General features: G+C 38.9%; 22 protein-coding genes and 1 other annotated feature. Of the genes, 16 read left to right on the top strand and 6 right to left on the bottom strand.

All coding sequences use genetic code 11. The features are described 5' to 3' along the window. A partial coding sequence (locus tag BTR25_RS02255; protein WP_483295224.1) for a transposase occupies positions 1–181 on the bottom strand: 181 nt, incomplete at its 3' end. A 449-nt stretch (positions 182–630) separates the two neighbouring features. Here BTR25_RS02255 and ccpA point away from each other — a divergent pair. Then, the gene (gene ccpA, locus BTR25_RS02260) at positions 631–1629 is read left to right on the top strand and encodes a catabolite control protein A (RefSeq protein WP_075685752.1); all 999 of its coding nucleotides are present in this window, start codon (positions 631–633) and stop codon (positions 1627–1629) included. Positions 1630–1847: 218 nt separating this feature from the next. On the opposite strand, the gene acsA is transcribed toward ccpA, so the two are convergent. Further along, entirely contained in the window at positions 1848–3566 is a 1719-nt protein-coding gene (gene acsA, locus BTR25_RS02265) for an acetate--CoA ligase (protein WP_075685754.1), read from the bottom strand. Between the two features lie 201 nt (positions 3567–3767). Here acsA and BTR25_RS02270 point away from each other — a divergent pair, with 201 nt between their 5' ends. Genes BTR25_RS02270 through BTR25_RS02280 form a run of 3 tightly spaced genes read left to right on the top strand, consistent with a single transcriptional unit; the run spans position 3768 to position 6262 of the window. Next, the gene (locus BTR25_RS02270) at positions 3768–4400 is read left to right on the top strand and encodes a GNAT family N-acetyltransferase (RefSeq protein WP_075685756.1); all 633 of its coding nucleotides are present in this window, start codon (positions 3768–3770) and stop codon (positions 4398–4400) included. 45 nt (positions 4401–4445) lie between these two features. Beyond that, positions 4446–5093, top strand: a complete 648-nt coding sequence (locus BTR25_RS02275; RefSeq protein WP_075685758.1) for an acetoin utilization AcuB family protein — start codon at positions 4446–4448, stop codon at positions 5091–5093. Further along, on the top strand, positions 5090–6262 hold the full coding sequence (locus tag BTR25_RS02280) for an acetoin utilization protein AcuC (RefSeq protein WP_075685760.1): 1173 nt from the start codon (positions 5090–5092) through the stop codon (positions 6260–6262). The genes BTR25_RS02275 and BTR25_RS02280 overlap by 4 nt, the downstream gene beginning before the upstream one ends. Before the next feature lie 31 nt (positions 6263–6293). On the opposite strand, the gene BTR25_RS02285 is transcribed toward BTR25_RS02280, so the two are convergent. Continuing rightward, positions 6294–9050: a transglycosylase domain-containing protein gene (locus BTR25_RS02285; RefSeq protein WP_075685763.1), complete on the bottom strand. Its 2757-nt coding sequence runs from the start codon at positions 9048–9050 to the stop codon at positions 6294–6296. A 290-nt stretch (positions 9051–9340) separates the two neighbouring features. Beyond that, positions 9341–9556, top strand: a binding site (T-box leader). A gap of 49 nt (positions 9557–9605) precedes the next feature. Here BTR25_RS02285 and tyrS point away from each other — a divergent pair. Both tyrS and BTR25_RS02295 read left to right on the top strand, forming a co-directional pair. After that, the gene (gene tyrS / locus BTR25_RS02290) at positions 9606–10859 is read left to right on the top strand and encodes a tyrosine--tRNA ligase (RefSeq protein ID WP_075685765.1); all 1254 of its coding nucleotides are present in this window, start codon (positions 9606–9608) and stop codon (positions 10857–10859) included. 224 nt (positions 10860–11083) lie between these two features. Further along, positions 11084–11281 carry a DUF6954 family protein gene (locus tag BTR25_RS02295; protein ID WP_075685767.1) on the top strand — a complete coding sequence of 66 codons (198 nt, stop codon included), beginning with the start codon at positions 11084–11086 and terminating at the stop codon, positions 11279–11281. A gap of 33 nt (positions 11282–11314) precedes the next feature. Here the strand turns inward: BTR25_RS02295 and rpsD are convergent, their stop codons facing one another. Further along, entirely contained in the window at positions 11315–11917 is a 603-nt protein-coding gene (gene rpsD / locus BTR25_RS02300; protein ID WP_075685769.1) for a 30S ribosomal protein S4, read from the bottom strand. Positions 11918–12434: 517 nt separating this feature from the next. On the opposite strand from rpsD, the gene BTR25_RS02305 reads away from it, so the two are divergent. Together BTR25_RS02305 and megL are read left to right on the top strand one after the other, a co-directional pair. After that, positions 12435–13862, top strand: a complete 1428-nt coding sequence (locus tag BTR25_RS02305; protein ID WP_075685771.1) for a sensor domain-containing diguanylate cyclase — start codon at positions 12435–12437, stop codon at positions 13860–13862. Positions 13863–13956: 94 nt separating this feature from the next. Further along, a complete protein-coding gene (gene megL / locus BTR25_RS02310) occupies positions 13957–15144 on the top strand; it encodes a methionine gamma-lyase (RefSeq protein WP_075685773.1) in 1188 nt (395 codons plus the stop codon). 54 nt (positions 15145–15198) lie between these two features. Here the strand turns inward: megL and BTR25_RS02315 are convergent, their stop codons facing one another. After that, positions 15199–15681, bottom strand: a complete 483-nt coding sequence (locus tag BTR25_RS02315) for a GAF domain-containing protein (protein ID WP_075685775.1) — start codon at positions 15679–15681, stop codon at positions 15199–15201. 158 nt (positions 15682–15839) lie between these two features. On the opposite strand from BTR25_RS02315, the gene refZ reads away from it, so the two are divergent. From refZ to rarD, 7 genes are all read left to right on the top strand, one after another. Continuing rightward, on the top strand, positions 15840–16469 hold the full coding sequence (refZ, locus tag BTR25_RS02320; protein ID WP_075685777.1) for a forespore capture DNA-binding protein RefZ: 630 nt from the start codon (positions 15840–15842) through the stop codon (positions 16467–16469). A 322-nt stretch (positions 16470–16791) separates the two neighbouring features. After that, positions 16792–18474, top strand: coding sequence for a septation ring formation regulator EzrA (gene ezrA, locus BTR25_RS02325; protein ID WP_075685778.1), 1683 nt, complete (start codon positions 16792–16794; stop codon positions 18472–18474). A 113-nt stretch (positions 18475–18587) separates the two neighbouring features. Then, positions 18588–19730, top strand: a complete 1143-nt coding sequence (locus BTR25_RS02330) for a cysteine desulfurase family protein (RefSeq protein ID WP_075685780.1) — start codon at positions 18588–18590, stop codon at positions 19728–19730. Position 19731: 1 nt separating this feature from the next. Then, the gene (gene thiI, locus BTR25_RS02335) at positions 19732–20937 is read left to right on the top strand and encodes a tRNA uracil 4-sulfurtransferase ThiI (protein ID WP_075685782.1); all 1206 of its coding nucleotides are present in this window, start codon (positions 19732–19734) and stop codon (positions 20935–20937) included. A gap of 99 nt (positions 20938–21036) precedes the next feature. After that, positions 21037–21243 carry an alpha/beta-type small acid-soluble spore protein gene (locus tag BTR25_RS02340; protein WP_075685784.1) on the top strand — a complete coding sequence of 69 codons (207 nt, stop codon included), beginning with the start codon at positions 21037–21039 and terminating at the stop codon, positions 21241–21243. 181 nt (positions 21244–21424) lie between these two features. After that, on the top strand, positions 21425–23005 hold the full coding sequence (gene mbcS, locus BTR25_RS02345; protein ID WP_075685786.1) for an acyl-CoA synthetase MbcS: 1581 nt from the start codon (positions 21425–21427) through the stop codon (positions 23003–23005). Between the two features lie 392 nt (positions 23006–23397). After that, positions 23398–24327 (top strand): EamA family transporter RarD, encoded by a 930-nt coding sequence (gene rarD / locus BTR25_RS02350; protein ID WP_075685788.1) that lies wholly within the window; start codon positions 23398–23400, stop codon positions 24325–24327. 100 nt (positions 24328–24427) lie between these two features. Here the strand turns inward: rarD and BTR25_RS02355 are convergent, their stop codons facing one another. Then, entirely contained in the window at positions 24428–25228 is an 801-nt protein-coding gene (locus BTR25_RS02355) for an NAD kinase (protein ID WP_075685790.1), read from the bottom strand. Positions 25229–25381: 153 nt separating this feature from the next. Here BTR25_RS02355 and sppA point away from each other — a divergent pair, with 153 nt between their 5' ends. Continuing rightward, positions 25382–26392: a signal peptide peptidase SppA gene (gene sppA / locus BTR25_RS02360; RefSeq protein WP_075685792.1), complete on the top strand. Its 1011-nt coding sequence runs from the start codon at positions 25382–25384 to the stop codon at positions 26390–26392. The last annotated feature ends 9 nt before the right edge of the window (positions 26393–26401 follow it).

The raw sequence follows: 26401 nt of genomic DNA on the forward strand, positions 1-26401 counted from the left end.
CGCGAATTGGTGGCACGGCATTGCGACCGTTATCCAGACAATATTTATCTTTTAATTCTTCAATTATGAATGAAAAGTCGACTAGTTCTTTAATTTGGCGAAGCATATTATCTTTTGGAACAATGAGATCATAAATTCCTATATATGGGCTAAGATTGAATGAATCTTGAAAGGAAATCATTTCGGTACCACCTTTAAAGTCTTGTTACCTTAATTATAAAATAAAAAGCAGTTGAAGGGTTGATAAAATCAACCTTCAACTGCCTCAAAACAAAGGACTTTTTCAGTGCCCTCCGCTTAGCGCCGAGGAGGCTCCGGACTTCCTGCGGAAAGCGAAGTACCTGGAGCACAAATCAACAGCAAACTTTAATTACAGCCAAAGTATTTTGGCCAAACTGGTGAGAAGGGAGTAAATTTCGCCAAAATCTACCTCCTTAAAAATATTTAATGAAAATATAGTGAAAATGAGGACAAATTCAATTGCGGCATTAATTTTATTATCGTATTATTAAATACATATGATAAAGATTGTTTACTATCTCACAATCAATATAAAAGAAAAATGACTAGTATTAATGAATAAGTTATAAAATAAAGAAAATAACGTACGTGTTAAGGAGAGTGTTAAACGTGAATATAACTATTTATGATGTTGCCCGCGAAGCAAATGTTTCAATGGCAACTGTTTCACGTGTAGTAAATGGAAATCCAAATGTAAAGCCGGTAACTCGAAAGAAAGTTTTAGAAGTCATTGAAAGACTTGGGTACCGTCCGAATGCAGTAGCAAGAGGATTGGCAAGTAAAAAGACAACTACTGTTGGGGTTATTATCCCTGATATCTCTAACATCTTTTTTGCGGAATTAGCTCGTGGAATTGAAGATATCGCAACGATGTATAAATACAATATCATCCTAAGCAACTCTGACCAAAACCTGGACAAAGAGTTACATTTACTTAACACCATGTTAGGTAAACAAGTAGATGGGATCGTGTTTATGGGTGGAAATATCACTCAAGAACACGTGGTAGAATTCGAAAAGTCTCCAGTCCCAATCGTTCTAGCGGGATCTATTGAAGAATCAGGAAAAATTCCTTCAGTCAATATCGACTATGAAAAAGCCGTTTTTGACTCAGTTTCTGAATTTGTAACAAACGGTCACAAACAAATTGCTTTTGTTATTGGGCCTCTTCATGAGCCAAGAAATGTCGAGAGGAAACTAAAAGGCTATAAAATCGCGCTAGAGAAAGCAGGAATTCCATTTAATGACGAGCTTGTCATTGAAGGGGATTACACTTATGATTCTGGGCTTGAAGCATTTGAGAAATTAGTGGAGGCAGACCAAAAGCCGACTGCTATCTTAGTTGGTTCTGATGAAATGGCACTTGGTGTTATTCATGGTGCACAGGATAAAGGATTTAGTATCCCTGAAGACTTTGAAGTGATTACCTCCGATAATACAAGACTGTCACTTATGGTGCGTCCGCAGCTGACAACCATCGTTCAGCCTTTATATGACTTAGGTGCCGTTGCCATGCGTTTATTAACAAAGTTAATGAATAAGGAAGAGGTTGAGGAACAAATCGTCGTTCTTCCACATCGAATCGAGCATCGTAAATCAACAAAATAAAAATATAAAAAAACAGTGTCAGTATACCGAGTATCCTGACACTGTTTTTTTTGTCTAGAAATTATAAAAGGTTCAGGATGTGGATAACGTTCTCTGCATCCAGCTCCAGCGCCTAGCCCCTCTATGGTCTACAGCCACTCCTGAATTGAAGGCAAAGAACGCCTTCAGGTTCAGGAGCGTCTTATGCTTGTCGTGGCTGATCAAGCCGCTTGCGTTCTTTAGTCTTCCATCGTGGAAAGGTCGCCAGTGGGTAAATCAAGTTCCCAAGCTTTTAGGACACGTCTCATAATTTTACCGCTTCTGGTCTTTGGAAGCTTTTCGCGGAACTCAATTTCTCTAGGAGCAGCATGAGCAGCTAGACCTCTTTTAACGAAAAGCCTTATTTCCTCTTTCAGCTCATCAGTAGCCTCAAATCCGTCCCTTAATGCTACGAAGGCTTTAATAATTTCACCGCGAACAGGATCAGGCTTCCCAATTACGCCTGCCTCTGCAATTGCAGGGTGCTCTACAAGCTTACTTTCCACTTCAAATGGGCCAACGCGTTCGCCGGAGGTCATAATAACATCATCGACCCTTCCTTGGAACCAGAAGTAACCATCTTCATCCATATAGGCAGAATCGCCTGAGAAGTACCAGCCGCTTGGCATAAAGTATGAATCATACTTCTCTGGATTATTCCAAATGGTATGCATCATAGATGGCCAGCCTTTTTTAATCGCCAGATTCCCCATGCGGTACGGAGGAAGTTCATTTCCCTGATCATCTACAATGGCAGCGACCACTCCAGGGATTGGTTTACCCATAGAACCAGGTTTAATTTCCATACAAGGGTAATTACTAATTAGCTGTGCACCAGTTTCCGTCATCCACCAGTTATCATGAATTCGTTTGTTAAAGACCTTTGCTCCCCACTTTACCACTTCAGGATTTAAGGGTTCACCAACACTTAAAACATGACGGAGACTGCTTAAATTATACTTCTTAACGATTTCATCGCCTGCTCCCATCAGCATTCGGAAGGCAGTTGGAGCACTATACCACACAGTCACACCGAAATCTTCAATCATTTTATACCAATTATCAGGGCTGAATCGGCCTCCAACAATCACATTAGAGGTTCCTGTTAACCAAGGGCCAAAGATTCCATACGATGTACCAGTAACCCAGCCTGGGTCAGCTGTACACCAATATACATCATCTTCTTTCAGGTCAAGAACCCATTTAGCAGTTTGATAGTGCTGAATCATTGCATTATGTACATGCAATACTCCTTTTGGTTTGCCTGTCGATCCAGAAGTGTAGTGAAGGATGAGACCGTCTTTCCGATCAACCCACTCGATTCTTAGATCAGAGCTTGCTTCTTCGAATTTCTTCTTAAAGTCTAAATACGGCCCTTGTTCATCAATATTTTCACCTACAAGGAAAATATGCTTCAGTGCTGGGAGATCGCCTACAGGCACACGCTCTAATAAATCAGGAGTTGTAATCAGAACTTTAGCTTCACTGTCTTGTAATCGATCTCTAACTGCGCCCTCCATAAAGGCCTCAAACAACGGACCAACAATGGCACCGAGCTTAATTGCACCGAGTACAGAGAAATATAATTCCGGAGATCGAGGCATAAAAATAAATACGCGGTCGCCCTTCTCAACGTCACCATAGGATCTCAAAACATTTCCAGCCTTGTTTGAAAGCTCTTTCATTTCTTTGAATGTGAACTTTTCATTTCTTGAGTTGTCTCTGTAGTATAATGCAACCTTATTTTTGCGGAAGGTATTAGCATGACGGTCAATCGCCTCATACGCCATATTTACAAGACCAGTCTCATGCCATGTGAATTCTTTTTCTGTTTCTTTCCAGTCGAAATTCTTATATGTTTCTTCATAGCTTCTTAAATTATGCTCCCCTTGCATAACTGGCAGAGTCTCCACTTTCATTCCAATTCCCCCTCTTGCGTAATATGAAATAATTATAGTACAAATAGTGAGTATTCTCAATTTTTAAAATAATATTTTATTTTTATTTACCAAAATCTCCTTTTTTGATTAAACAGAAAATTTTGTGAAGTGCCTATAAATCTATAAAATTTATGTATAATAGAAGGTATTATTGAAGAATATTTTCAAGGTGGTGAAGGAATGGAACATAAAAAAACCTACAATGCAAAGGAACTTAAAACTCCACATGGAACCTTAATTATTGAAGGACCTATTCATTCGGATAAATTGGCAGGCTATGAATTTCATGAACACCTTATAGCGTTTCGTCCACCCGCTCAGCAGCATCAAGCTCTAGTCGGTATTGCTAAACTTGAAGAGGGCAGAATTATTATCGCAAGAGACCACCATACAATCGTTGGATATGTTACCTATCTTTATCCAGACCCCCTCGAGCGGTGGTCAGAAGGTAAGATTGATAATTTAATAGAACTCGGGGCAATTGAAGTCATCCCCAAATTTAGAGGTTGTGCAGTCGGGAAAAATCTTTTAAGGGTGTCAATGATGGATGATGCTATGGAGGATTATTTAATCATTACAACTGAGTATTATTGGCATTGGGATCTAAAAGGAACTGGTTTGAATGTCTGGGAATATCGGAAGATAATGGAAAAAATGATGAATGCAGGCGGCCTTGAATGGTATGCAACGGATGAACCTGAAATTTGCTCTCATCCCGCGAATTGCTTAATGGCAAGAGTTGGTAAGAGGGTCGATATGGAAACTGTTCAACAGTTTGACCGGCTCCGGTTCATGAATCGTTTTATGTATTAAGAAGCGGCTTCACCTGGCATTTCGGTTAATTGAGGGGGATTTCTAATGATCGTAGAAGAGATTATGATAAAAGAAGTTATAACTATTTTACCGACAGATACCATTATGCATGCCATGCAGGTGATGGAATCAAAGAAGATTCGCCACATCCCTGTCGTCAATACTGACAAACAATTAGTTGGGATTGTAACCCTTTCTGATATCAGGGATGCAGCTCCATCTATTTTCCGTGCAGATGAACATCTAGAGGATTTACAAAGACCTGTGGACTCTATTATGAAAAAGGATGTCATTACCGGACATCCCCTTGATTTTGTTGAAGAAATTGCCGCAGTTTTTTATGAACATAAAATCGGCTGCATTCCAATCACTAATAACCACAAACTTGTTGGAATTGTTACCGAAACGGATATGCTAAGTACCTTAGTTGAATTAACTGGTGCACACCAGCCAGGTTCTCAAATTGAAATCAGGGTCCCTAATCTAGCAGGGAAGCTTAGTGAGATTACTAGCATTATTAAAGCGAGAAAAGCCAATATATTGAGTGTTTTAGTTTATCCAGATAAAACAGATAATTCATTTAAGATATTAGTCATTAGGGTCCAAACAATGAATCCAACCTTGTTAATCCAAGACCTAAAACAAGCAGGCTATCACGTATTATGGCCAAATATGCCGGGTGTTTCACTATGAAGGATCGGAGTTCGTTTATTTTCTCAGAGGAATTGCTGAACTATAAATTCAGCAGTCATCATCCTTTTAACCAATTTAGGTTAAAGTTAACGTTAGATTTACTGCAAAAATTAAATGCTTTGGAAGATAACCAGATCATTTCACCGAGAATGGCAACAGACGAAGAATTATGTCTTATACATGACCCAAGTTTCGTAGATGCTGTCAGGATGGCAGGGCAGGGACAGCTTCCAAAGGAAATTGCTGAAAACTATGGCCTGGGCACTGAAGATACACCGATATTTCCTAATATGCATGAGGCAAGCTCCCTATTGGTGGGTGGAACATTAACGGCAGTCGATCAGGTTATGACAGGACAGGCACTGCATGCGCTTCATCTTGGGGGAGGTCTCCACCATGGTTTTCGGGGAAAAGCATCTGGATTTTGCATATATAATGACAGCTCCGTAGCGATTAAATATCTACAACAGAAATACAATGCACGTGTCCTATATGTTGATACAGATGCTCATCATGGGGATGGAGTGCAATGGTCATTTTATGATGACCCGACAGTTTGTACCCTTTCGATTCATGAAACAGGGCGTTATTTATTTCCTGGTACCGGTAATGTTAATGAACGGGGACAGGGAAAAGGATACGGTTATTCATTTAATATTCCAGTGGACGCTTTTACAGAGGATGAATCATGGTTAAATGCCTATTCAACGTCATTACGGGAAATTGCTGAGTTTTTTAAACCGGATGTGATTCTCACTCAAAATGGAGCAGATTCCCATTATTATGATCCTTTAACACACTTATCGGCAACAATGAACATATATCGCGAAATTCCCAAGCTTGCTCATGAAATCGCTCACAAATATTGTGGGGGCAGATGGATTGCAGTAGGGGGAGGCGGCTATGATATATGGCGGGTGGTTCCCAGAGCTTGGTCTCTCATTTGGCTTGAAATGACTAAAAATTCAAATGCATATGGAAGTTTACCATCAGAGTGGGTTGAAAACTGGCAGAAAAAAGCGCCTGTTGCATTGCCCCTAGAATGGGACGATCCAGCTGATATGTACAAACCAATCCCAAGAAAAGCTGAAATTACTGAGAAAAACTTACTCACTTTAGAAAAAGCTTTATACCCGATTAGAAATCATCAAAAAAGTGAAACAAAATGAAGAAAGGAGGAGCCAATATGCTCCTCCTTTCTTATGAAGACGGTGAATCTTCTTCCTCTTTATCTTCACTTTTGCCGCCGATTTCAACCTTATTTGATGGTGCTGATTCATTTCCTGCAATATCTACGGCAGTTACATAAAAAGTACCAGTTTTACCAGCAAAGGAGAGGGGTGAACCGGTTCGTATACTTGCCACTTTGGCTGAACCGTTATAAACACGGTAACCCACAATGTCATTATCACCAGGCGGGTTCCAAGTGATGGTTGATCCAGTTACGGTCACATTTATACTATCCGGACGTTTTCCGTTATCCACCATCTTGTCATTTGGAACCAAAATATTAGCCCAGCGTGCTTTTTTAGGAATCAGCTGACTAGTGTTTGAAAAATTCTTTCCGACCATTCTGTCAATGAAGTCCGGATTTAAAATTAAACCTTGTTGAGCAAATTCAGCTGGGGTACTATCAAGTGCTAAATATTTTTTATCCCCAATTTGCACATACTTCCCTTCAATCAAACTATCATCATACTTGGTGGGAACATTACTTACACTAAAGTAATCACTTTCAACTAAGCCTGCATTTGAACATGCCTTTGAAGGCAGTAAACCTGAAACAGCACAGTAAGAACGTTTTACAATTCCCTCAGGCATTTGGAATGATTCTGCGGGATTGACTAATTCTGGTTTAATATCATAAGCAGCATTAACTAACTCAGCCCAGAGGTTATTAGTCCTTTGAGCATATCCTGCATTCAATGATTTCGGAGTATCATACCCTGTCCAAATTCCCATTGTAATATTTGGATTAGTTCCAACGAACCAGGAATCAAAAAAGTCAACACCTGTACCTGTCTTTCCAGCCCAGTCAGCGTTAAATTTCAATCTTCTCTCAAGCCCATTTGCGGTCCCCATGCTTAGGACATCACGCATCATATCTAGTGTCAAGTAAGCTGTTTGCGGCTTAAAGACCTCGACCGGCTGCACTTCATGCTGATAGATAATTTTGCCCTTTTTATCAACAATTTTATCAATCATATAGGCATCAACAAATTTTCCACCATTTGCAAAGGTACTATATGCATTTGTATTCTCTTCGATTGACACCCCAACTTCCAATGAGCCAATGGAAGTAGAAAGGTTTTCAAAGTCAGGCTTTAGGAGGCTGGTAAAACCCATTTTTTCCAGATAAGCTGCTGGTCGCTGATGTACAATATCTTTATAAAGTTTAACCGCTGGAACGTTATATGACCAAGCAAGCGCATATCTTGCTGACACCAACCCGCTATACCGTAGATCATAGTTGTATGGCCATGGTCTATTTCTGCTAGGGTCAAGTCTTAAGGCGACGTCCGGTAAGATTGTCCCAGGTGAAGCTACACCTAAATCAATGGCCGGTCCATAGACAAGGAGCGGTTTCATTGTTGAACCGTTTTGTCGTTTTGCGTTTGTGGCGTGATTTAACTGTTCTCTTTTATGATCTCTGCCGCCGACAAAGCTGATAATTTTCCCTGTTTTATTTTCAATGAGCATTGCCCCGACTTCAACAGGTTCCATTACATTGACCGTTTCACCGGTTTCAAAATCCTTTTTTTCCTGTGGCTTTTCAGGTCCATAATTTGAATAATTATTCTTTACAACCTGCATGGCATCATAAATATCTCTATCGATAGTTGTATGGATTTCATAGCCGTGTTGACGTAAGTTTTGACTAGCAAGTGTACGGTACTTATAGAATAGGCCATCATCATCTTCTAAATCCTTTTCTTCGTAGCCGTCTTTTTCAGCTAACACTTTAGTCAGTACCTTTATGGCACGATCTTCGATTTCAAAGGTTAAATAAGGGTATTTCTCAATTGGATTATCTCCTGCAGGGATAAAATCCTGAGTAATATTATATAATAACGCTTCATCATACTGCTTTTGGTCAATATAGCCAGCATCGTACATTCTTTTTAAGACTGTCTTCATTCGATTTAGGCCCGGATCAAGAACATTTTTGATTGTACCCTCTCGTGTAAAAGGTGTATATCCGAAGGGACTCTGGGGTAGACCTGCAATAAAGGCAGCTTGCGGTAAAGTCAATTCACTAGCTTTTACACCGAAGATTCCTTTGGCTGCAGCTTGAACGCCACCAATGTTTTTTCCAGAGGAATTTCTCCCAAAGGTCGAAACGTTTAAGTACGCTTCTAGAATTTCCTTCTTGGTAAAGAATTTCTCTAAACGAAGTGCAAGCAAGATTTCGTTTGCTTTTCGCTGAAAGCTGACTTCATTCGTTAAGATTTGGTTCTTAATCAACTGCTGTGTCAAGGTACTTCCGCCTGACTGAATCGCAGAGTTTGTGACCTCTTGAAAAAGAGCACGAAAAACAGCTTTCGGTACTACGCCCTTATGCTCATAGAAGTATTCGTCTTCGGTAGCAATGACAGCTTTTATGACATAATCAGACACTTCATCAAGCTTTACCTCTTCACGCTCTAAATCAGTACGAAGCTTTCCTAAATAAACATTATCAGCAAAAAATAAGTCCGATGTTTCAGTATAATTATAAATATCTTTTTTCATACTGTTGTATGAGCGAACTGGCTCGTCCTTTACAAGTGAGGCAAAATAGCCAGCACCTACACCAGTTGCGAAAGCTCCCCCAAGAATGACGACAGTCAAAAACAGAAGTAAAAGGTTCCAAAATACTTGATACGTAATTCTGGCGCTTTTTACTGCTCTTTTATGGGTAAGCAAGTTGACAGTGGATTTTAATTTATTCATCCACGCTTGCAGTTTTTCATTCATAGAATCACCTCTTATTAAATGAAACTTCCATCAGGGGGTCTTCCCCCCTGATGGTTAGTTGAATTGCTCGGGCTTTTTTGGGGAGTTACCCCCCCCACTTATCCCACTTCAATTCTTCTAAGTCTTGGAGTGGGGGTTTTCCTGTCCGTTAATGCGGGATTAAATCAGATATATTATAGCATATAGATAGGACTTAGAATGACAAAGTTCTACATTTTTCTGATTTTTCCAGTTCGTGTTTGACATTAGGATTGAAACTATGGTAAAAAAACTATAAGTTAAATTTTATATTAAAAGCTGTGAAGAGAATCAACGGTAGTTTTTCAATCCCTGTTTATAGAGAGTCAGCGGTTGGTGGAAGCTGATACATATTGAAGAATGAATTACGTCTCAGAGCTTTCACCGTGAAGATAAAAGTAGCGGAGAACGGCAAAAAACCGTTAACTTTTCGAGTAGGAGGGAATTTCCCTCAAGCTGGGTGGTACCGCGCATATAGCGTCCCTGCATTTTTGCAGGGGCGTTTTTTATTTTTCACGAGAATTAGGAGGAAAAGGAATGGATTTATTACAAGATTTAGCGTGGCGGGGACTCATTTACCAACAAACAGATGAAGAAGCATTGAGAAATGTGATGAGCAGCGAAAAAATTTCTTTATACTGCGGGGCAGATCCAACAGCAGACAGCCTGCATATTGGTCACTTGGTGCCATTTTTAACATTAAGAAGATTTCAACAGCATGGACATCGTCCTATTGTATTGGTAGGTGGTGCTACAGGGTTAATAGGTGATCCAAGTGGAAAGAGCGAAGAACGTAATCTTCAAACACTGGAAGCTGTCCAAAAAAATGTTGAAGGTATTCAAAAACAGCTAGCGGCTATTTTTAATTTTGAGGGTGAAAATGGCGCAGTTATGGTCAATAATTATGACTGGGCCGGATCCATGGATATTGTTACGTTTTTACGTGATATTGGTAAACATATTGGTGTTAACTACATGCTGGCGAAGGACACGATTGCTTCTAGACTTGATACAGGTATTTCCTTTACAGAATTCACGTATACGATTCTGCAAGCGATGGATTTCAATCATCTATACGAGAGCCATAATTGTAAATTGCAGATTGGCGGTAGTGACCAGTGGGGAAATATTACCACGGGTTTAGAGTTAATTCGCAAAATGCAGCCTGAAGGTTCAAAGGCTTTTGGATTAACAATACCTCTTGTGACAAAGTCTGACGGCACGAAGTTTGGTAAAACGGAAGGCGGAGCAGTCTGGCTGGACCCGGAAAAAACTTCTCCGTACGAATTCTACCAGTTCTGGATTAACACGGCAGATGCTGATGTCATAAAATATTTAAAGTACTTTACGTTCCTTTCCCATGAGGAAATTGAGCAGTTAGAGAAAGCAGTACAAGAGGAACCACACCTAAGGAAAGCGCAAAAAGCATTAGCCGAGGAAATGACTCGTCTAATTCATGGCGAAGCATCTTTACAGCAGGCGATTAAAATTACTCAAGCTCTATTTAGTGGCGATGTGCGCAATCTTTCTGCAGAAGAGATCAAGCAGGGCTTCAAGGACGTTCCAACCTATGAAGCGGCAGGCGAGGAAAATTTAGTGGACTTATTAGTAGCCGCAAAAATTTCGCCATCAAAGCGCCAGGCCCGTGAAGATATAACGAATGGTGCTGTTTCCTTAAACGGCGAACGAATCACGGACTCGAATTATGTATTAACAGACACAGACCAGATTGAGGGTCAGTTTACCATTATTAGAAGAGGAAAGAAGAAATACACTTTAATTAAATTCTAAGTACGAAAAAGGGCTACCGACTGGTGGCCCTTTTTATATGGATTAACCATGAGGAATGGGGCCATTTCTGACCGATTCGGTCCTCATGGAGCAGTCATGAAGCCCGAAATCCGTTGGGAGGACGTGAACCGGTCCTCATGAAGTAACTCAGTATCGAAAAATCGCTTCGTATGTAACAGTCCTCATTGAATTTCCGTTATATATGTAAAGGGGTGAACCAAGAGATGGGTTTTTTGAAAATTTTAGTTCATGCTTTGTTTATACTTCTTCTTTTACTCGTTACCTTCTTTGGTCTAGGGCCAGTAATTCTTGCAGATGGTGTCATCGAGGAACGGATCTGGACGTTGGTAATCGTAATTATTCTATATTTAATACTGGCTTTCGCATATTCCCGAGCCATTCAATGGGCTCATAAAAAATAAAAAAACCCGGACAAATGTCCGGGCTTTTTACTATTAACGAGAGTAGAATTCAACGATAAGAGCTTCGTTGATTTCAGCTGGAAGTTCAGAACGCTCTGGTGAACGAGTGAAAGTACCTTCAAGCTTGTCTGCATCAAACGTTAAGAAGTCAGGAACGAAGTTGTTAACTTCGATTGCTTCTTTAACAACATCAAGGTTGCGTGACTTTTCACGAAGGCTGATCGTTTGACCAGGAGCTAAACGGTATGATGGGATATCTACGCGAGCGCCATCAACCATAATGTGACCGTGGTTAACTAACTGACGAGCCGCACGACGTGTACGAGCTAATCCTAAACGGTAAACAACATTGTCTAAACGAGATTCTAAAAGAATCATGAAGTTTTCACCGTGCTTACCAGCAAATTTGCCAGCTTTATCGAAAAGATTACGGAATTGACGCTCAGTTACTCCGTACATGTGACGAAGCTTTTGCTTTTCTTGTAATTGTAATCCGTATTCAGAAAGCTTTTTGCGTTGGTTTGGACCATGTTGTCCAGGAGCGTAAGGACGCTTTTCTAATTCTTTACCTGTGCCGCTTAGAGAGATTCCAAGACGACGAGAGATTTTCCAGCTAGAGCCAGTATAACGAGCCATGAATGACTCCTCCTTAGTGTTTTTATTTTGGTAAAATAAAAACCGTTATGAAACCGCAGTGATAGCCATTTTGTTTTCATGCACCTTCGCCCTAGCAGCTAAGGGTTACACGATGCACCATCAAAAAGATATGGACTTTGAGAATTGTCCAGCTCCAGACTCCATCGGCTAGTGTACTTCGCTCTTCTCCCTACGATAAGTCAACATCGAATCGCTACGCTCTTCGTGTTTCCATTATCTCAGTCGAAGCGCTCCAGTCCATACGCCGATAAGCGTTGCCTTCCGCTTTTCTTATGAGGAACAAAATGAGACCATTAAAGTGTTCACATAGGCTGCAATATTTTACACAAACGATATTATATAATTTTATTCATGATAATGTCAAGTTAAGTTATTAAATTTTGCACATCAATAATTTATACTAAATTTTTCAATTATACAACAATTAGTTACAAAAATTTATTATAATGAAAGAACGATGTATATATTTGGAATTCTGGTTGGATTAGGTGATAGAATGGATATTTTTGAGAAGGAAGCATTAGATGAAAGAAATTGGTATAAACAGTTATTTTGTGCTGCAGAAAAATTTCATGCTTTTTTAGATAATGATAAGATTTACGAGGAGTTTGTTACCACTCTTGAAGAGGTCTTTCCAGAATATACCTATTATCTGCTTTTACCCCATGATCATAAGACAACTGGTAATCTTCCAATTATTGATGTTGAATTTAAACGGAAAAATACAAATGTAATGGAAGCTTATTTGTTTGGACACATCAAATTTGGACTCTCAGCCGATAAAAAGCAGTCAATTATGTATATGCCAATCAAAGGGAAACAAGGGGTATATGGTGTATTGCAATTGAATGCTCCAATACTGATGGATTTTTCTATTCAACAAATAGAGTTTACAACCTCATTAGCTATGTCAGCAGGAAGCGCATTGGAAAATGCTAAGCTCTATCAGAAATCTAGACAAGCTATATCCAATTTAAAACTAATTAATGAGACATCCCAGCGGTTAAACTCTAATTTGCAGTTTACTGAAACAATGAACTATATTTCAGAACAAATCCGTCATGCCATTCATGTACAGGAAGTTGGCTTTTTTCTATTTTCTAGTGAGCAAGAGTTAAAATTGCTTCCAGGAAGCTCGGCTTTCTTTTCAACGAGCCAAGCAGTCTACTATACGGATTACATTAAGAATAAGATTATACAGGAAAAAGATTCCCTCTTTATTGGAGATAGTAATCTTCCTAACTTCAATGAACAATTGCACTTTCGTTCGATTATGGCAGTTCCAATCTGCCAAAATACGAGAGTTCAAGGGTTTTCAGTTGTGTTACAAGAAGAACCGTATTCCTTTTCTTTTGAATCCTTTAATCTCTTAAAAGCGCTTGTTCATCATTCATCACTTGCTTTAGCAAATACCAAGCTCCGCGAGGAACTAGAAACTATGATCATTACAGATCATTTAACAAAGCTTCATTCTCGTAATTATTTGGATGAAGGTATACAGAGGTCGATGAAGGAAGATGATGAAGGAACCTTTATGCTGATTGATATTGATAATTTCAAGGAAATTAACGATACCTATGGTCATCAGGTTGGCGATGAGGTGCTCATTCAAGTAGCTGAATTAATTAAAAGCAATATTCGTACTAGTGATATTGGTGCCCGATGGGGAGGGGAAGAATTAGCCATTTATCTTCCGAGAGTTTCTCTAGAAACAGGCTCAATTATTGCTGAACGAATCGTTGAAAAAATCGCAGAATGCTCATCACCTAAAATCACGGTGTCATGCGGTGTTTCTTACTGGACAAAAGAACACTTTGATACATTTAAATTCTTGTTTAAACGGGCAGATGAGGCGCTCTATCTTGCAAAGGGTACGGGCAAAAATAAAATGGTAACACAAAATCATAATATAATAGCAAGTTAAGGCACTTTAAACAAAGTGCCTTTAACTATCTATAAGTAGAACTCATAATATATAGAAAGAATTATTGAAAGCGCTTACCAATGGGAGGCTCATAATGGAGAAGAAGAATTTTCGCTTTGAAACGGATGTTATTCATTTTGGATACAAAACTAAGGAGCATCAAGGAAGTTTAGTTCCACCAATGTATCAAACATCTACTTTTACTTTTGACAGTGCCGAGCAGGGTGAAAAAAGGTTTGCAGGTAAGGAAGAAGGGTTTATTTACTCGCGGTTAGGGAATCCAACAGTCAAGATATTAGAAGACAGATTTGCAGAGCTTGAAAAAGGAGAAGCCGCATTGGCCTTCTCTTCTGGGATGGCTGCAGTTTCTGCTGTATTGGTGGCATTAACAAAAACGGGCGACCATGTTCTTTGTTCACAAGGGGTTTATGGCTGCACCTTCGGGCTATTGCAAATGTTAAAGGAGAAGTATGGAGTTGATCACGAATTTTCAGCAATGGACGTTAAAGAAGCCATTTTAAAACAATTGCGTCCTAATACAGCTTGTATTTATATCGAAACTCCTATTAATCCGACAATGAAGCTTGTTGATTTAGAGCTAATTTCAAATATTGCTAACGAAAGAGGTATTCCGGTTGTCGTCGATAATACCTTCTGTTCACCCTATTTACAAACACCCCTTACTCATGGCTGTGAAATTGTCATTCACAGTGCTACAAAATATATATGTGGTCATGGAGATGTAATAGCTGGTTTAGTTGTGGGCAAAAAGGAATTTATTCAATCTGTTTCACGGACAACCCAGAAGGATATCGGAGGAACGATATCTCCCTTTGATGCATGGTTATTACTCAGAGGGTTAAAAACATTGCCTGTTCGAATGGACCGTCATTGTGAAAATGCACAAAGGCTTTTTGGGTTTTTACGCAGCCATCCGAAAGTCGGAAAGATTTACTTTCCAGGGGAAAGTGAACACCCGAATGACAGCCAAATCATGAGGAGCCAAATGAAAAAATCTGGGGGTCTAATTTCCTTTGTCCTTAAAGGCACAAAGGAAACAGCCCAATTATTTATGAATCAATTAAGTTTGATAAAAATTGCTGTAAGCTTAGGAGATGCGGAAACCTTGATCCAACACCCAGCAACGATGACCCATGCTGTAGTTCCGGAGGAGGACCGCAAAAAAATGGGCATAGATGATACATTACTCCGCCTATCAGTTGGTCTAGAAGCGTGGGAAGATATAAAAGAAGATTTAGAGCAAGCGCTTGAAAAAATATAAAAAAGAGGAAAGCCCCCTGATACTGGTGGGCTTTCCTCGTGTTAGAGAAGAAGCTTACAAATGCTTAACTAAAACTGCACAAAGTTCTTCCAGCTGTTCTTGATCAAGCTCATCAAAGCGGTTTTTTTCAGGAGAATCAATATCTAACACTCCGAGCAGCTGGCCATTTTTTAATAAAGGTATGACGATTTCAGATTGTGACGCTGCATCACAGGCAATATGACCAGGGAATTGATGTACATCTGCCACACGGACAGTTTCCCTTTTCAGTGCCGAAGTACCGCAAACTCCTTTACCAAGTGGAATACGAACACAAGCAGGTAGTCCTTGAAAGGGCCCGAGGACTAGTTCATTGTTTGTGTCCATCAAGTAAAACCCAACCCAGTTGATACGATCCAGAAATTGGTTTATTAAGGCACTAGCATTACTTAAATTTGCAACCTGATTTTTTTCTCCATGCAGCAGTGCATCCAATTGTTTTATGACAAGTTGATAGTTTTCCAATCTGCTTCCAGAATACATTTCGACGTTAAACATGTTTTTTCACCTTTTCTTTGTAAAAATTATTAAGTATTTTATCAAAAATACTAGAAAAAAAGAGTACTTTGTCGATAAGTTTAAAAAGGAATCAACGTTCATTGAAAGAATCATTAAGTAAGGGAAAATATGAACGTGAGCCTACAGGGGGAGTACGGATGAAAAAGAATGCAAAAGAAAAAATAGTCAAAGCTGCGATTTCACTGTTTAATTCAAATGGATATTCTGGAACGTCAATCCGAGATATTGCCTCTCAGGCTAACGTAAACTCCGCAACAATTGCCTACCATTTTGAGAACAAACTCGGCGTGTTAGAGTATTGCTTTACGCATTTCTTTGAACAATACATTAACATCATTGACGAACAATTTGCTTTGATTGATCAAGGTGCTAAGGAATGTCTCAAACGTATTACGGCTGAATTGCTTCATTTTCAATGTGAGAATATCGAATTGACAAGCTTTGTCTATCGAGAATTGTCCATGAATTCTCAAATGGTAAGAGAAATTATGGCCACTTATTCCATAAAGGAGAAATACTACTTTCAAAAGATTTTTGAAAAAGGCTTTGAAAGAAAAGAATTTCGCCCGCACTCTATTCCCTATTTGATTATACAATACAAAGGTTTACTCATGATGCCCTTTATTCATGCACATTATTTAAGAGAAGTTCTTTATATATTTCCAAATGAACGTTTTTTTGAGCAAAAGTATTTAAAAGAACTATTTATTTGGATTGAAGCAACGCTTGGTAATCGAGTAATCGAAAAAAAAGAAGCCATTTTATAACGATTGAAAAAAGCGCTAGCTGTGTACCATAGCTAAGCGCTTTTTTAGCTAATAGGAAAGTATAAATTGTTATACTTTCCTATTACGCAAAAGGGCAACTACGCCTCATGATCAGCCTTAAGGACTTGGCGAATGCCAAGTTTTTCTAATGCTATCTGAGTAGGTCTTTATGATCGTATTAAAACTTTTACAAAAAAAATGAAAATAATAGTCAAAAATTGTCGTTTACATGGTATCATAAAGGCATTGAACTTTACCATTAATGAGATTTTTTATATAGATTACTATAGGGTATTTGAAGTTTGGAACAGGGGGCTTTCATGTGAAATTTATCATTGGAACATTCATCCTTTTACTAGCCATATTTGTATTAGGGTATTTCATAAAGAAAAAGTATTTTAAAGAGATGGACAGATTAGAGGCGTGGAAGATTGACTTATTTAATCGGCCTATTCTAGATGAAATGTCTAAGGTGAAACAATTGAACATGACTGGCCAGACAGAAGAACTTTTTGAACGCTGGCGGAATCAGTGGGATGATGTCGTAACGGTTAAACTGCCTGATTTAGAGGAAAAGTTATTCGATGCGGAAGAATACATAGATCGTTATCGATTCAAAAAAGCGAAAGCAACACAGCAGGAAATCAACACTAAACTACAGGAAACTGAAGCGCTTATAAAAAAAATATTAGAAGAGTTACATGAGCTTGTAGGCAGCGAGGAAAAAAATCGATTAGAAATTGACCTGCTAAAGGAAATGTACCGTGAAACAAAGAAGACACTTCTAGCTCACCGTCACAGTTTCGGCAAAGCGGAGAAACAATTGGAAGAAGATCTTGAAGCTGTAACGATGAAATTCCATGAGTACGAAGAGAAAACGGAAAATGGAAATTATCTTGAAGCGCGTGAACTAGTCCTACAGATTCAAAGTAACTTGATCACAATAAAAAACAATATGAGTCTTATTCCACAGTTAATAATTGAATGTCAATCAATTTTACCAGCTCAACTGAATGATGTGCTTGATGGGTACCGTGAAATGACTGGTAAGGGTTACCATTTAGAACATTTGCAGCTTGAAAAGGAAATTTCAGCCTTGAGGGAAAAGCTGAGTGAAGGCATGGTTATGATTGAAGAAACTGAGATTGAAAAAGCTGAAGAGGGTTTGAATGAAGTGAAGGAACGAATTGATATAGTATTCGACCTTTTAGAGAAAGAAGTAAATGCAAAACATTTTGTCATTCAAAATGAAAAGGGAACAACAGGTTTGTTAACTATGGTACAAACCGAAAATGATTACCTTTCAGACGAAGTGGTTCATGTCCAAGATAGCTACCATCTGACAGAGCATGACTTTGAAATTCAAAGACATCTAGAAAAAGAGTTAGCTGCTGTTACAAAGCATTACGAGATCTTGCTTGAAAAGATCAGTATCAACGAGACGGCTCAAACCGTCATTTGCCAAGAATTAAAGGATATTAAAGAACAGCTTGATTCTATTCATGAAGAACAGGAGATTTTTTCACAAAAGCTTCAAGCACTAAGGAAAGACGAATTTGAGGCTAGGGAAAACGTCAAGGAATTAACGAAGAAGATTGGCGAGACGATCCGCTATGCATCCAAAAGTAATATCCCAGGCCTGCCTGAAGACTATAAGTATTTATTTGAGGATGCAAATGAAAGTATCCAAAATGTAACGCGCCAGCTAGAAGAAAAGCCGCTTAATGTTTCAGCACTTAATCAATACTTGGAAATTGCTGTTCTAACGGTTGAAAAGCTTGCGGATACAACGGTTGAGATGATTGAAAATGCGATGCTCGCTGAAAAAGCAATTCAGTATGGAAACCGCTACCGAAGCCAATACCCTTCTGTTGCAAAAGGGTTAAAGGACGCAGAAACAGCCTTCAGACAATATGAGTATCAAGAAGCATTAGAACAGGCCGCTACTTCGATTGAAGCGATCGATCCAGAGGCGTTAAAGCGAATTAAAGCAACAGTTAAATAAGGATAGATTACCTTTTACCGATTCAGTATTGTCCTGAATCGGTTTTTATTTTTCCAAATAGGAGTTTTTGTGATAATATTTACTTCTGCACAGGGTTCAAAGGAGGCGATTCTATGATTTATTTTGATAATAGTGCGACAACAAAGCCGTATAAAGAGGTGTTAGATGCCTTTGTTAAAGTATCTAGTGAATTTTTTGGCAATCCTTCCTCATTGCATGGATTAGGAATACAAGCTGAAAAATTGCTTTCTCATGCTAGAACACAAGTGGCGAACCTGCTTGAAGTTAAACCAACAGAAATTTATTTTACCTCTGGTGGGACAGAGAGTAATAATTTAGCAATAAAAGGGACAGCATTATTACATCGAAATAGAGGACGCCATGTGATTTTTTCAAGCATAGAGCATCCATCTGTACGCGGAGCTATGGAGCAACTTAAACAGCATGGGTTCGAAATAACCTGCCTGCCAGTAGATTCCGACGGACGAGTTCAGGTAGAAGAGATAAAAAATTCAATACGAAATGATACCATCTTAATATCGATTATGCATGTAAATAATGAAGTGGGGACGATTCAGCCAATCAAAGAAATTGGGCAGGTTTTACAACCATATCCTGATATTTTATTCCATGTAGATTCGGTCCAGGCGATTGGGAAAGTTCCGATGAGCCTCTACGAAAATAGGGTGGATTTATGTTCAATTTCAGCACATAAATTTCATGGTCTAAAGGGCACTGGTGCACTCTTTATTCGGGAAGGAGTTAAGATCGATTCCTTATTCTCAGGTGGAAATCAAGAGTGGAAGGTTCGCAGTGGAACGGAAAATGTGGCAGGTGCCGTCGCGATGGCAAAGGCTTTACGTTTAACAATGGAGAATAGTGATAAAGCGATCAGGAACATGGAAAAAATAAAAGCAATCCTGTCTGAAGGGTTATTGACGATTGAGGACTTAACCATTCATACCCCGAGTGAAAATGCAGCACCGCATATATTGAATTTTTCAATTAAAGGAATGAAATCGGAAGTTTTGATTCATGCTCTTGAACAGAAAGGTATCTTCCTTTCGACTACTAGTGCGTGTTCCTCAAAGAAAAAGTCACCAAGTAAAACGCTAGTAGCTATGGGCGTTTCTGAGGACTTAGCCGAAAGTGCATTTAGAATAAGTCTAACGCACGATAATACAGAATTGGAAGCAAAAAAAGTCATTACTGCTACAGAAAAAGCAGTTAAACAACTTAGAAGGGTAATGAAATAATATGGAATATGATCGTATATTAATTCGCTATGGTGAAATATCTACTAAAGGGCGAAACAGAAACAAGTTTGTTGATAAGTTAAAAAAGAGCATTCGGATGGCATTGGCACCCTTTCCAAAAGTGAAGATTGAGGCTGGCCGTGACCGGATGTATGTGTTATTAAACGGTGAAAATCCAGATGAAATAATCATCAAGCTTAGAAAAATTTTCGGCATACAGTCACTAAGCCCCGCTATCAAGGTGGAGAGAGAGATTGAAACGCTAAAGGATGCCGCCTTAAAGCTTGTATCTAGTCTTTATAAAGAAAGCCAAACCTTCAAAATTACCGCAAAACGATCTGATAAGACCTTTGAACTAGATACAGATGGTATTAATCAAACCTTTGGTTCCCATATATTAATAAATATCGAGGGGATTAAAGTCGATGTGAAAAAGCCTGATATAAATTTAAAAATTGAAGTTAGAAAAGAAGCTGTATATATGTCATGCGAAGACATTCAAGGTGCTGGTGGATTGCCGGTTGGGTCGAGCGGAAAAGCAATGTTAATGCTTTCTGGAGGAATTGACAGCCCTGTTGCAGCCTATATGGCAATGAAAAGAGGATTAGAGGTTGAAGCAGTTCATTTCTTCAGCCCGCCGTTTACAAGTGAACGCGCGAAGGAAAAAGTGATTGATCTTTCTAAAAAGTTAGCTGAAGTATATGGCTCGATGAAGGTCCATATCGTTCCTTTTACAGATGTCCAACAAGCAATTCGTGAACAAATCCCTGAAAACTATACGATGACAACAACAAGACGGTTTATGCTTCGGATTACAGATGAAATCATGAAGAAACGAGAAGGTCTTGCGATTATTACCGGAGAAAATCTTGGACAGGTGGCTAGTCAAACATTAGAAAGTATGTATGCCATAAATGAAGTGACCAACACCCCTTTGTTACGACCATTATTAACAATGGATAAAAATGATATAATTAAAATTGCAAAAGAAATTGATACCTATGACATCTCGATTAGACCATACGAGGATTGCTGTACTATTTTTGTTCCTGCATCACCAAAGACCAAACCAAAGAGAGAAAAAGTCCAGTACTATGAAAGCTTCTTTGACTTTGATCCGCTGATTGCTGAAGCCGTGCAAGAAACGGAAATGATTACAGTTAAGCCAGATGGAAAAGAAGTGGCTGAATTCGTAGATTTATTTTAGGAAAATTATTCCGAAACTTTTGTGAACAATTACCAATTGAAAAAAAGTATGAAGCCATGTGGTTCTACACATTCTATACTCACAAGGAGGTGATACCACATGGCAAGCAACAACAATTCAAATCAATTACTAGTACCTGGAGTTCAACAAGCTCTTGATCAAATGAAGTATGAAATCGCTTCTGAATTTGGTGTACAACTTGGTGGAGACACTACTTCTCGCGCTAACGGTTCTGTTGGTGGTGAGATCACTAAGCGTTTAGTATCTATGGCTGAGTCACAATTAAACGGCGGATTTTCACGATAATAACTGAATAATATGGCTACAGAGAGTGGGGTTTATTCCCACTCTCTTTTTGCATATTTTAGCTTAGGACCAGATACTAGTAGCTAGTGTAGAATTTAATGAATAATAATTTTAAATTTTCTATTTATTATGTATAATGAAATTTGGTGATGTGTTCTAAACTATTTTGAGGGGGAACGTTATGAAACGCGAAGAATTAATTGCGCCTGATAAGTACAATCTTGTCTCAGAAATTGAAAAGTTTGCAACGGAACCTAACAGAAAAGCATTAAAATGGGAAAACGAAGCTGGAGAAACACAGGAGATTACATATAGTGAATTAATGAGTAAAGTTAATCAGGCTGGTAATGTTTTTATGCAGAACGGTCTTAAGCAGGGTGACGTTGTACTAGTAGTCATTCCGAGGTTAATTGAAGCATATGTTGTATATTTAGCCGCCTTGAAGGCAGGGTTGGTGGTCATTCCGAGCTCCGAAATGTTAAGGGAGAAGGACCTGCAATACCGAATTACACATGGTGATGTAAAAGGGATAATCAGTAATTATCCGTTTGTCGAGCAATTTGCAAGCATAAGCTGTGCACAAGCGCTTGTTAAATTTGTTGTTGGAGCATCTAGTGAGGGATGGTTTTGTCTAGAGAAGGAAATGAAGCTGGCGTCCACTGACTTCCCGCCCGCAGCAACGGAACGAGATGATATGGCCTTTTTATCCTATACTTCTGGTACGACTGGAAACCCAAAAGGGGTTGTCCATACACATGGCTGGGCATATGCACACTTGAAGACAACAGCTGCGAACTGGCTTTGCATAGAAGAGGGTGATACAGTTTGGGCGACAGCAGCACCTGGCTGGCAAAAGTGGATTTGGAGTCCGTTTTTATCTGTGCTTGGATCTGGCGGTACCGGTCTCGTTTATAATGGTAAATTTGAGCCTAAAAAATATTTAAGTCTCCTTGAAAAATATTCAGTCAATGTCCTTTGTTGTACTCCGACAGAATACCGTTTAATGGCTAAGGTCGAAAACCTTCATGACTATCAGCTGCCAAGCCTGCATAGTGCCGTTTCTGCAGGAGAACCATTAAATCGTGAGGTAATTGAAACCTTTAAGAAGTATTTTAATGTTAAGGTACGTGATGGATATGGACAAACAGAAAATACTTTGTTAGTTGGTGTGACAAAAGGAATGGAATTGAAGGCAGGTTCAATGGGCAAGCCCACACCTGGTAACAGAGTAGACATTATAAATGAAGAAGGCGAGGTATGTCCGGTTGGAGAAGTTGGCGATATCGCTGTACACATAGATACACCAGCCTTATTTAAAAATTATTATAAAGACCCTGAAAGAACAGCAATGCAATTCCGTGGTGAATATTATGTAACCGGCGATAAAGCGAAGATGGATGAAGATGGTTACTTCTGGTTTGAAGGCCGTGGTGATGATATCATTATCAGTTCAGGTTATACAATTGGACCTTTTGAAGTCGAGGATGCGCTTGTTAAGCATCCCTTTGTAAAAGAATGTGCGGTAGTTGCGAGTCCTGATGAGATTCGCGGTTTTATCGTTAAAGCGTTTGTCGTCCTAAAGGATGAAATTGATGTGAATGACCCTGACTTAACAAAAACCTTACAGGAGCATGTTAAAACTCTGACTGCACCATATAAATATCCAAGGAAAATTGAGTATCTAACAGAACTTCCAAAGACAACCTCTGGTAAAATTAGACGAATTGAACTGCGTCAAAAAGAAATGCAATCAGTTAAATAAGTTTTGAAAAGCAGATGGTCCTGTACCGTCTGTTTTTTTTATAGGCTGTGTTAATGGTTATTGTTGATTTTAAAACCTGTTGATTGGAGCGAAAGGCGCTTGACTCCTCGAAAATGAAAATCACATTTTCTTCGTGCGATGTTTCGCTACCGTAGCCTTCCTTGTCCTGCGGGATGTACGAGCTGAGTGAGACCCCGCAGGTGCGAAGCTGTAATAGGCTCACAGGCGAGCCCGCGGAAAGCATAGCGCCTGGAGTGCAAACCAACAGCCTAGTTTAACACAGCCTTTTTATAAAATGACAAGCCCTAATAAAAAAAATTCAACTATTTTTTTAAGTTTCGATGTATAATGAAGAATGTTTCGAGTCTAGAAAGAATAGAGGGTAAAGAAGTATGGAAAAAAGTGAAGTAAGGCTGGGGACAATTCATGCGGGTTTTTCCTATTTGTTATGGGGGTTATTGCCGATCTACTGGAAGTTCTTGGGACATGTAAACACTCAAGAAATCCTAGCTAACCGCATTTTTTGGTCATTTGTTTTTATGGTGATTGTTCTACTCATTTCAAGAAAGTGGAGCCTGTTAGTCATTACGGTAAGAGGCTTTGCTAAAAATAGAAAGCAGATGTATGCACTGACAGTCGCTTCGCTTTTAATTAGTGTCAACTGGTTCATATATATTTGGGCTGTTAATACAGGTCATATGGTAGAAGCAAGTCTTGGTTATTATATTAATCCGCTAGTTAGTATTTTATTAGGGATGATTGTACTTAAAGAAAAACTAATTGGGTATCAGTATTTTGCCTTTCTCTTGGCTGCCATTGGGGTAGTGATTATTTCGATTTCGTACGGGAGCTTTCCGTGGATCTCGATTGTTCTTGCAGTCTCTTTCGGGTTATATGGATTAGCAAAAAAATTAATAAATGTCGACTCCACTGTAGGGCTAACTTTGGAAACACTCGTTCTCACCCCTATTGCCTTCATTTTTATCGTTTACTTATTGATAAAAGGAACAAATTCATTTTTAGCGATTGATGTAACGACTGACTTATTACTAATCGGTGCAGGGGCTGCGACAGCAGTACCATTGCTCTATTTCGCAAAAGGTGCACAGAAAATTCCATTATCGCTGTTAGGATTTTTGCAGTATATCGCTCCGACCTTGACGTTGATCCTAGGAGTATTCGTTTATCATGAGCATTTTACAAAAATGCAATTACTTGCCTTTATGTTTATTTGGTCCGCTCTCACCTTATATTCACTATCAAAAACTAAAATCTTATCACATATGGTTGTAAGACTTCAAAAAGAAAAACTTCACTTATAACATAACAAAAGCTGCCCGGCATCCCGGCAGCTTTTGTTATGTTATAAGATTTGATAAAGGATATTTATGATTGAGGCGAAGTACCTTTCGCTTCAATCAATTATAAAAATGTTCTTTTGACCTTTTCCCAGAAGGAATTGTCTTTAAGCTTAAGTGTTTTAATCCTCTTATCACTTAGTTTAATTTGAATTTTATCAACATGGCGAATACTTAATGCTTCATTATCCATCCCCATTGTCGGATGTTCATTTCCAAACGAGAGTACCTTAAGGGTAAGAGAGCGATCGCCGCTCAGAATAAAGGAGGCACCTAATGTACGGTATTTATTATTATTAATAGAGGCTACTTCACTTACCTGCATACAAGGAAGAAGCGGGTCGACAACAGCCCCGTTCACAGATTTATTATAGGCTGTACTTCCAGTAGGTGTAGCGACAATCAATCCATCACCTCTAAACGTTTCAAAATGAATATCACCTATAAAAACATCTAATTCGAAGGTTTTAATAATCGCTGAACGGATACTAAATTCGTTTAAGCATAAAAATGTGCCTTGCCCATCAACGTTTACATCAATTAAAGGATATCGTCGTACCTCCATATCCTCATTTGCAGCCGCTTCAATCATTTTTGAGGATTCCGTAAGTTTAAAGTCACAATACATACTTAAGGTATCCTTAATTGATATTCCAGCATAAAGACAATCCTCACGAAAACCCGTTTGTCTAACAGCCTGAAGAAAAGTGCCATCATCACCAATACTTGCAATGATATTGGCATCCCTGTGATCAGCAACCATCGTTAAACCGTAATGCTGAACGTACTCCTCAAGTTTCGTTTCCTTTTTAAGCGTTTTCATATCAAGGTGATGATAAAAATGTATATTGCGTCGATGTCCCATCTATGTACCTCCAGTTAACAGTGTGTTATTTTTCCCTATTTCTAACTATTTTGATAAAATATTGTTAGGCTAAAATAAGTTTAGCATTTTATTGAGACAATATGAAATTGAATCACTAAAAATTAACTAGAAGGTAGGAGGCTATACATACATATGAATGGAAAACGGTGGGCCGCTTTAGGGATTGCTGCGGCACTATTTTTTGTATCAGTCATAATTAATTTTTTATCGGCTTTTGCAATCAAGGGAGTAGAAACAAATTTCACGGATTTTTTAGCTGCCAGCGAAATGCCGTTTGAGGAGGAAGTTGTCCAAGAGGGCAATGAATTAAAGAAAATTGCTGTAGTTGATGTTTCTGGAGTTATTCAGGATGCAGGGGATGCTCAGTCCTTCATCAAAAGTGTTGGCTATAATCATAAAGCTTTTATGGAGAAATTAAATCACATTAAGAAGGATAACAGTATTAAAGGGGTCATTCTGCGAGTGAACTCTCCAGGCGGGGGAGTCGTGGAAAGTGCAGAAATTCATGATAAATTACTTGAAATTCAAAATGAAGCAAAAAAGCCCATTTATATTTCGATGGGATCAATGGCGGCTTCAGGGGGTTACTATATTTCAGCAGGCGCCAAAAAAATCTTTGCGAGTCCTGAAACACTAACAGGTTCCCTTGGGGTAATTATGGAAAGTATTAATTATGCAGGTCTGGCTGAAAAATACGGTGTAGATTTTGTAACGATTAAAAGTGGTGAATATAAGGATATTATGAGTCCGACGAGAGAGATGACAGAAGAGGAAAGACAAATTCTTCAGACAATGATTAATAATTCTTACGAAGGCTTTGTAAAAGTAATTTCTGAAGGGCGTAATATGCCAATGGACGAAGTAAAAAATCTGGCTGATGGACGCATTTATGATGGGCGCCAGGCGTTAGAATTAAACTTAATCGATGGTTTTGGCTATTTAGAAGATGTAATCGAACAAATGAAAAAGGATGAAAAACTTAAGGGTGCCAAGGTAGTCCGATTTAACGACACGTTAGGAATTGGCTCACTCTTTGGGATGAAACTTCAGCAGCTATTAACAGATAATAACGAAATGGCTGGGCTTACGGCATTACTATCTCGACCTAACTCACCACGACTTATGTACTTGTATGCGGAATAGGGGGATAGC

Source organism: Bacillus sp. MRMR6 (assembly GCF_001940785.1).
In the GTDB taxonomy this organism is placed as follows: Bacteria; Bacillota; Bacilli; order Bacillales; family Cytobacillaceae; genus Neobacillus.

Excerpts from the sequence above, each read along its gene's own strand:
- acsA (WP_075685754.1), bottom strand. The coding sequence starts at position 3,566 with ATGAAAGTGGAGACTCTGCCAGTTATGCAAGGGGAGCATAATTTAAGA.
- BTR25_RS02270 (WP_075685756.1), top strand. The coding sequence starts at position 3,768 with ATGGAACATAAAAAAACCTACAATGCAAAGGAACTTAAAACTCCACAT.
- BTR25_RS02275 (WP_075685758.1), top strand. The coding sequence starts at position 4,446 with ATGATCGTAGAAGAGATTATGATAAAAGAAGTTATAACTATTTTACCG.
- BTR25_RS02280 (WP_075685760.1), top strand. The coding sequence starts at position 5,090 with ATGAAGGATCGGAGTTCGTTTATTTTCTCAGAGGAATTGCTGAACTAT.
- BTR25_RS02285 (WP_075685763.1), bottom strand. The coding sequence starts at position 9,050 with ATGAATGAAAAACTGCAAGCGTGGATGAATAAATTAAAATCCACTGTC.
- tyrS (WP_075685765.1), top strand. The coding sequence starts at position 9,606 with ATGGATTTATTACAAGATTTAGCGTGGCGGGGACTCATTTACCAACAA.
- BTR25_RS02295 (WP_075685767.1), top strand. The coding sequence starts at position 11,084 with ATGGGTTTTTTGAAAATTTTAGTTCATGCTTTGTTTATACTTCTTCTT.
- rpsD (WP_075685769.1), bottom strand. The coding sequence starts at position 11,917 with ATGGCTCGTTATACTGGCTCTAGCTGGAAAATCTCTCGTCGTCTTGGA.
- BTR25_RS02305 (WP_075685771.1), top strand. The coding sequence starts at position 12,435 with ATGGATATTTTTGAGAAGGAAGCATTAGATGAAAGAAATTGGTATAAA.
- megL (WP_075685773.1), top strand. The coding sequence starts at position 13,957 with ATGGAGAAGAAGAATTTTCGCTTTGAAACGGATGTTATTCATTTTGGA.
- BTR25_RS02315 (WP_075685775.1), bottom strand. The coding sequence starts at position 15,681 with ATGTTTAACGTCGAAATGTATTCTGGAAGCAGATTGGAAAACTATCAA.
- refZ (WP_075685777.1), top strand. The coding sequence starts at position 15,840 with ATGAAAAAGAATGCAAAAGAAAAAATAGTCAAAGCTGCGATTTCACTG.
- BTR25_RS02330 (WP_075685780.1), top strand. The coding sequence starts at position 18,588 with ATGATTTATTTTGATAATAGTGCGACAACAAAGCCGTATAAAGAGGTG.
- thiI (WP_075685782.1), top strand. The coding sequence starts at position 19,732 with ATGGAATATGATCGTATATTAATTCGCTATGGTGAAATATCTACTAAA.
- BTR25_RS02340 (WP_075685784.1), top strand. The coding sequence starts at position 21,037 with ATGGCAAGCAACAACAATTCAAATCAATTACTAGTACCTGGAGTTCAA.
- mbcS (WP_075685786.1), top strand. The coding sequence starts at position 21,425 with ATGAAACGCGAAGAATTAATTGCGCCTGATAAGTACAATCTTGTCTCA.
- rarD (WP_075685788.1), top strand. The coding sequence starts at position 23,398 with ATGGAAAAAAGTGAAGTAAGGCTGGGGACAATTCATGCGGGTTTTTCC.
- BTR25_RS02355 (WP_075685790.1), bottom strand. The coding sequence starts at position 25,228 with ATGGGACATCGACGCAATATACATTTTTATCATCACCTTGATATGAAA.
- sppA (WP_075685792.1), top strand. The coding sequence starts at position 25,382 with ATGAATGGAAAACGGTGGGCCGCTTTAGGGATTGCTGCGGCACTATTT.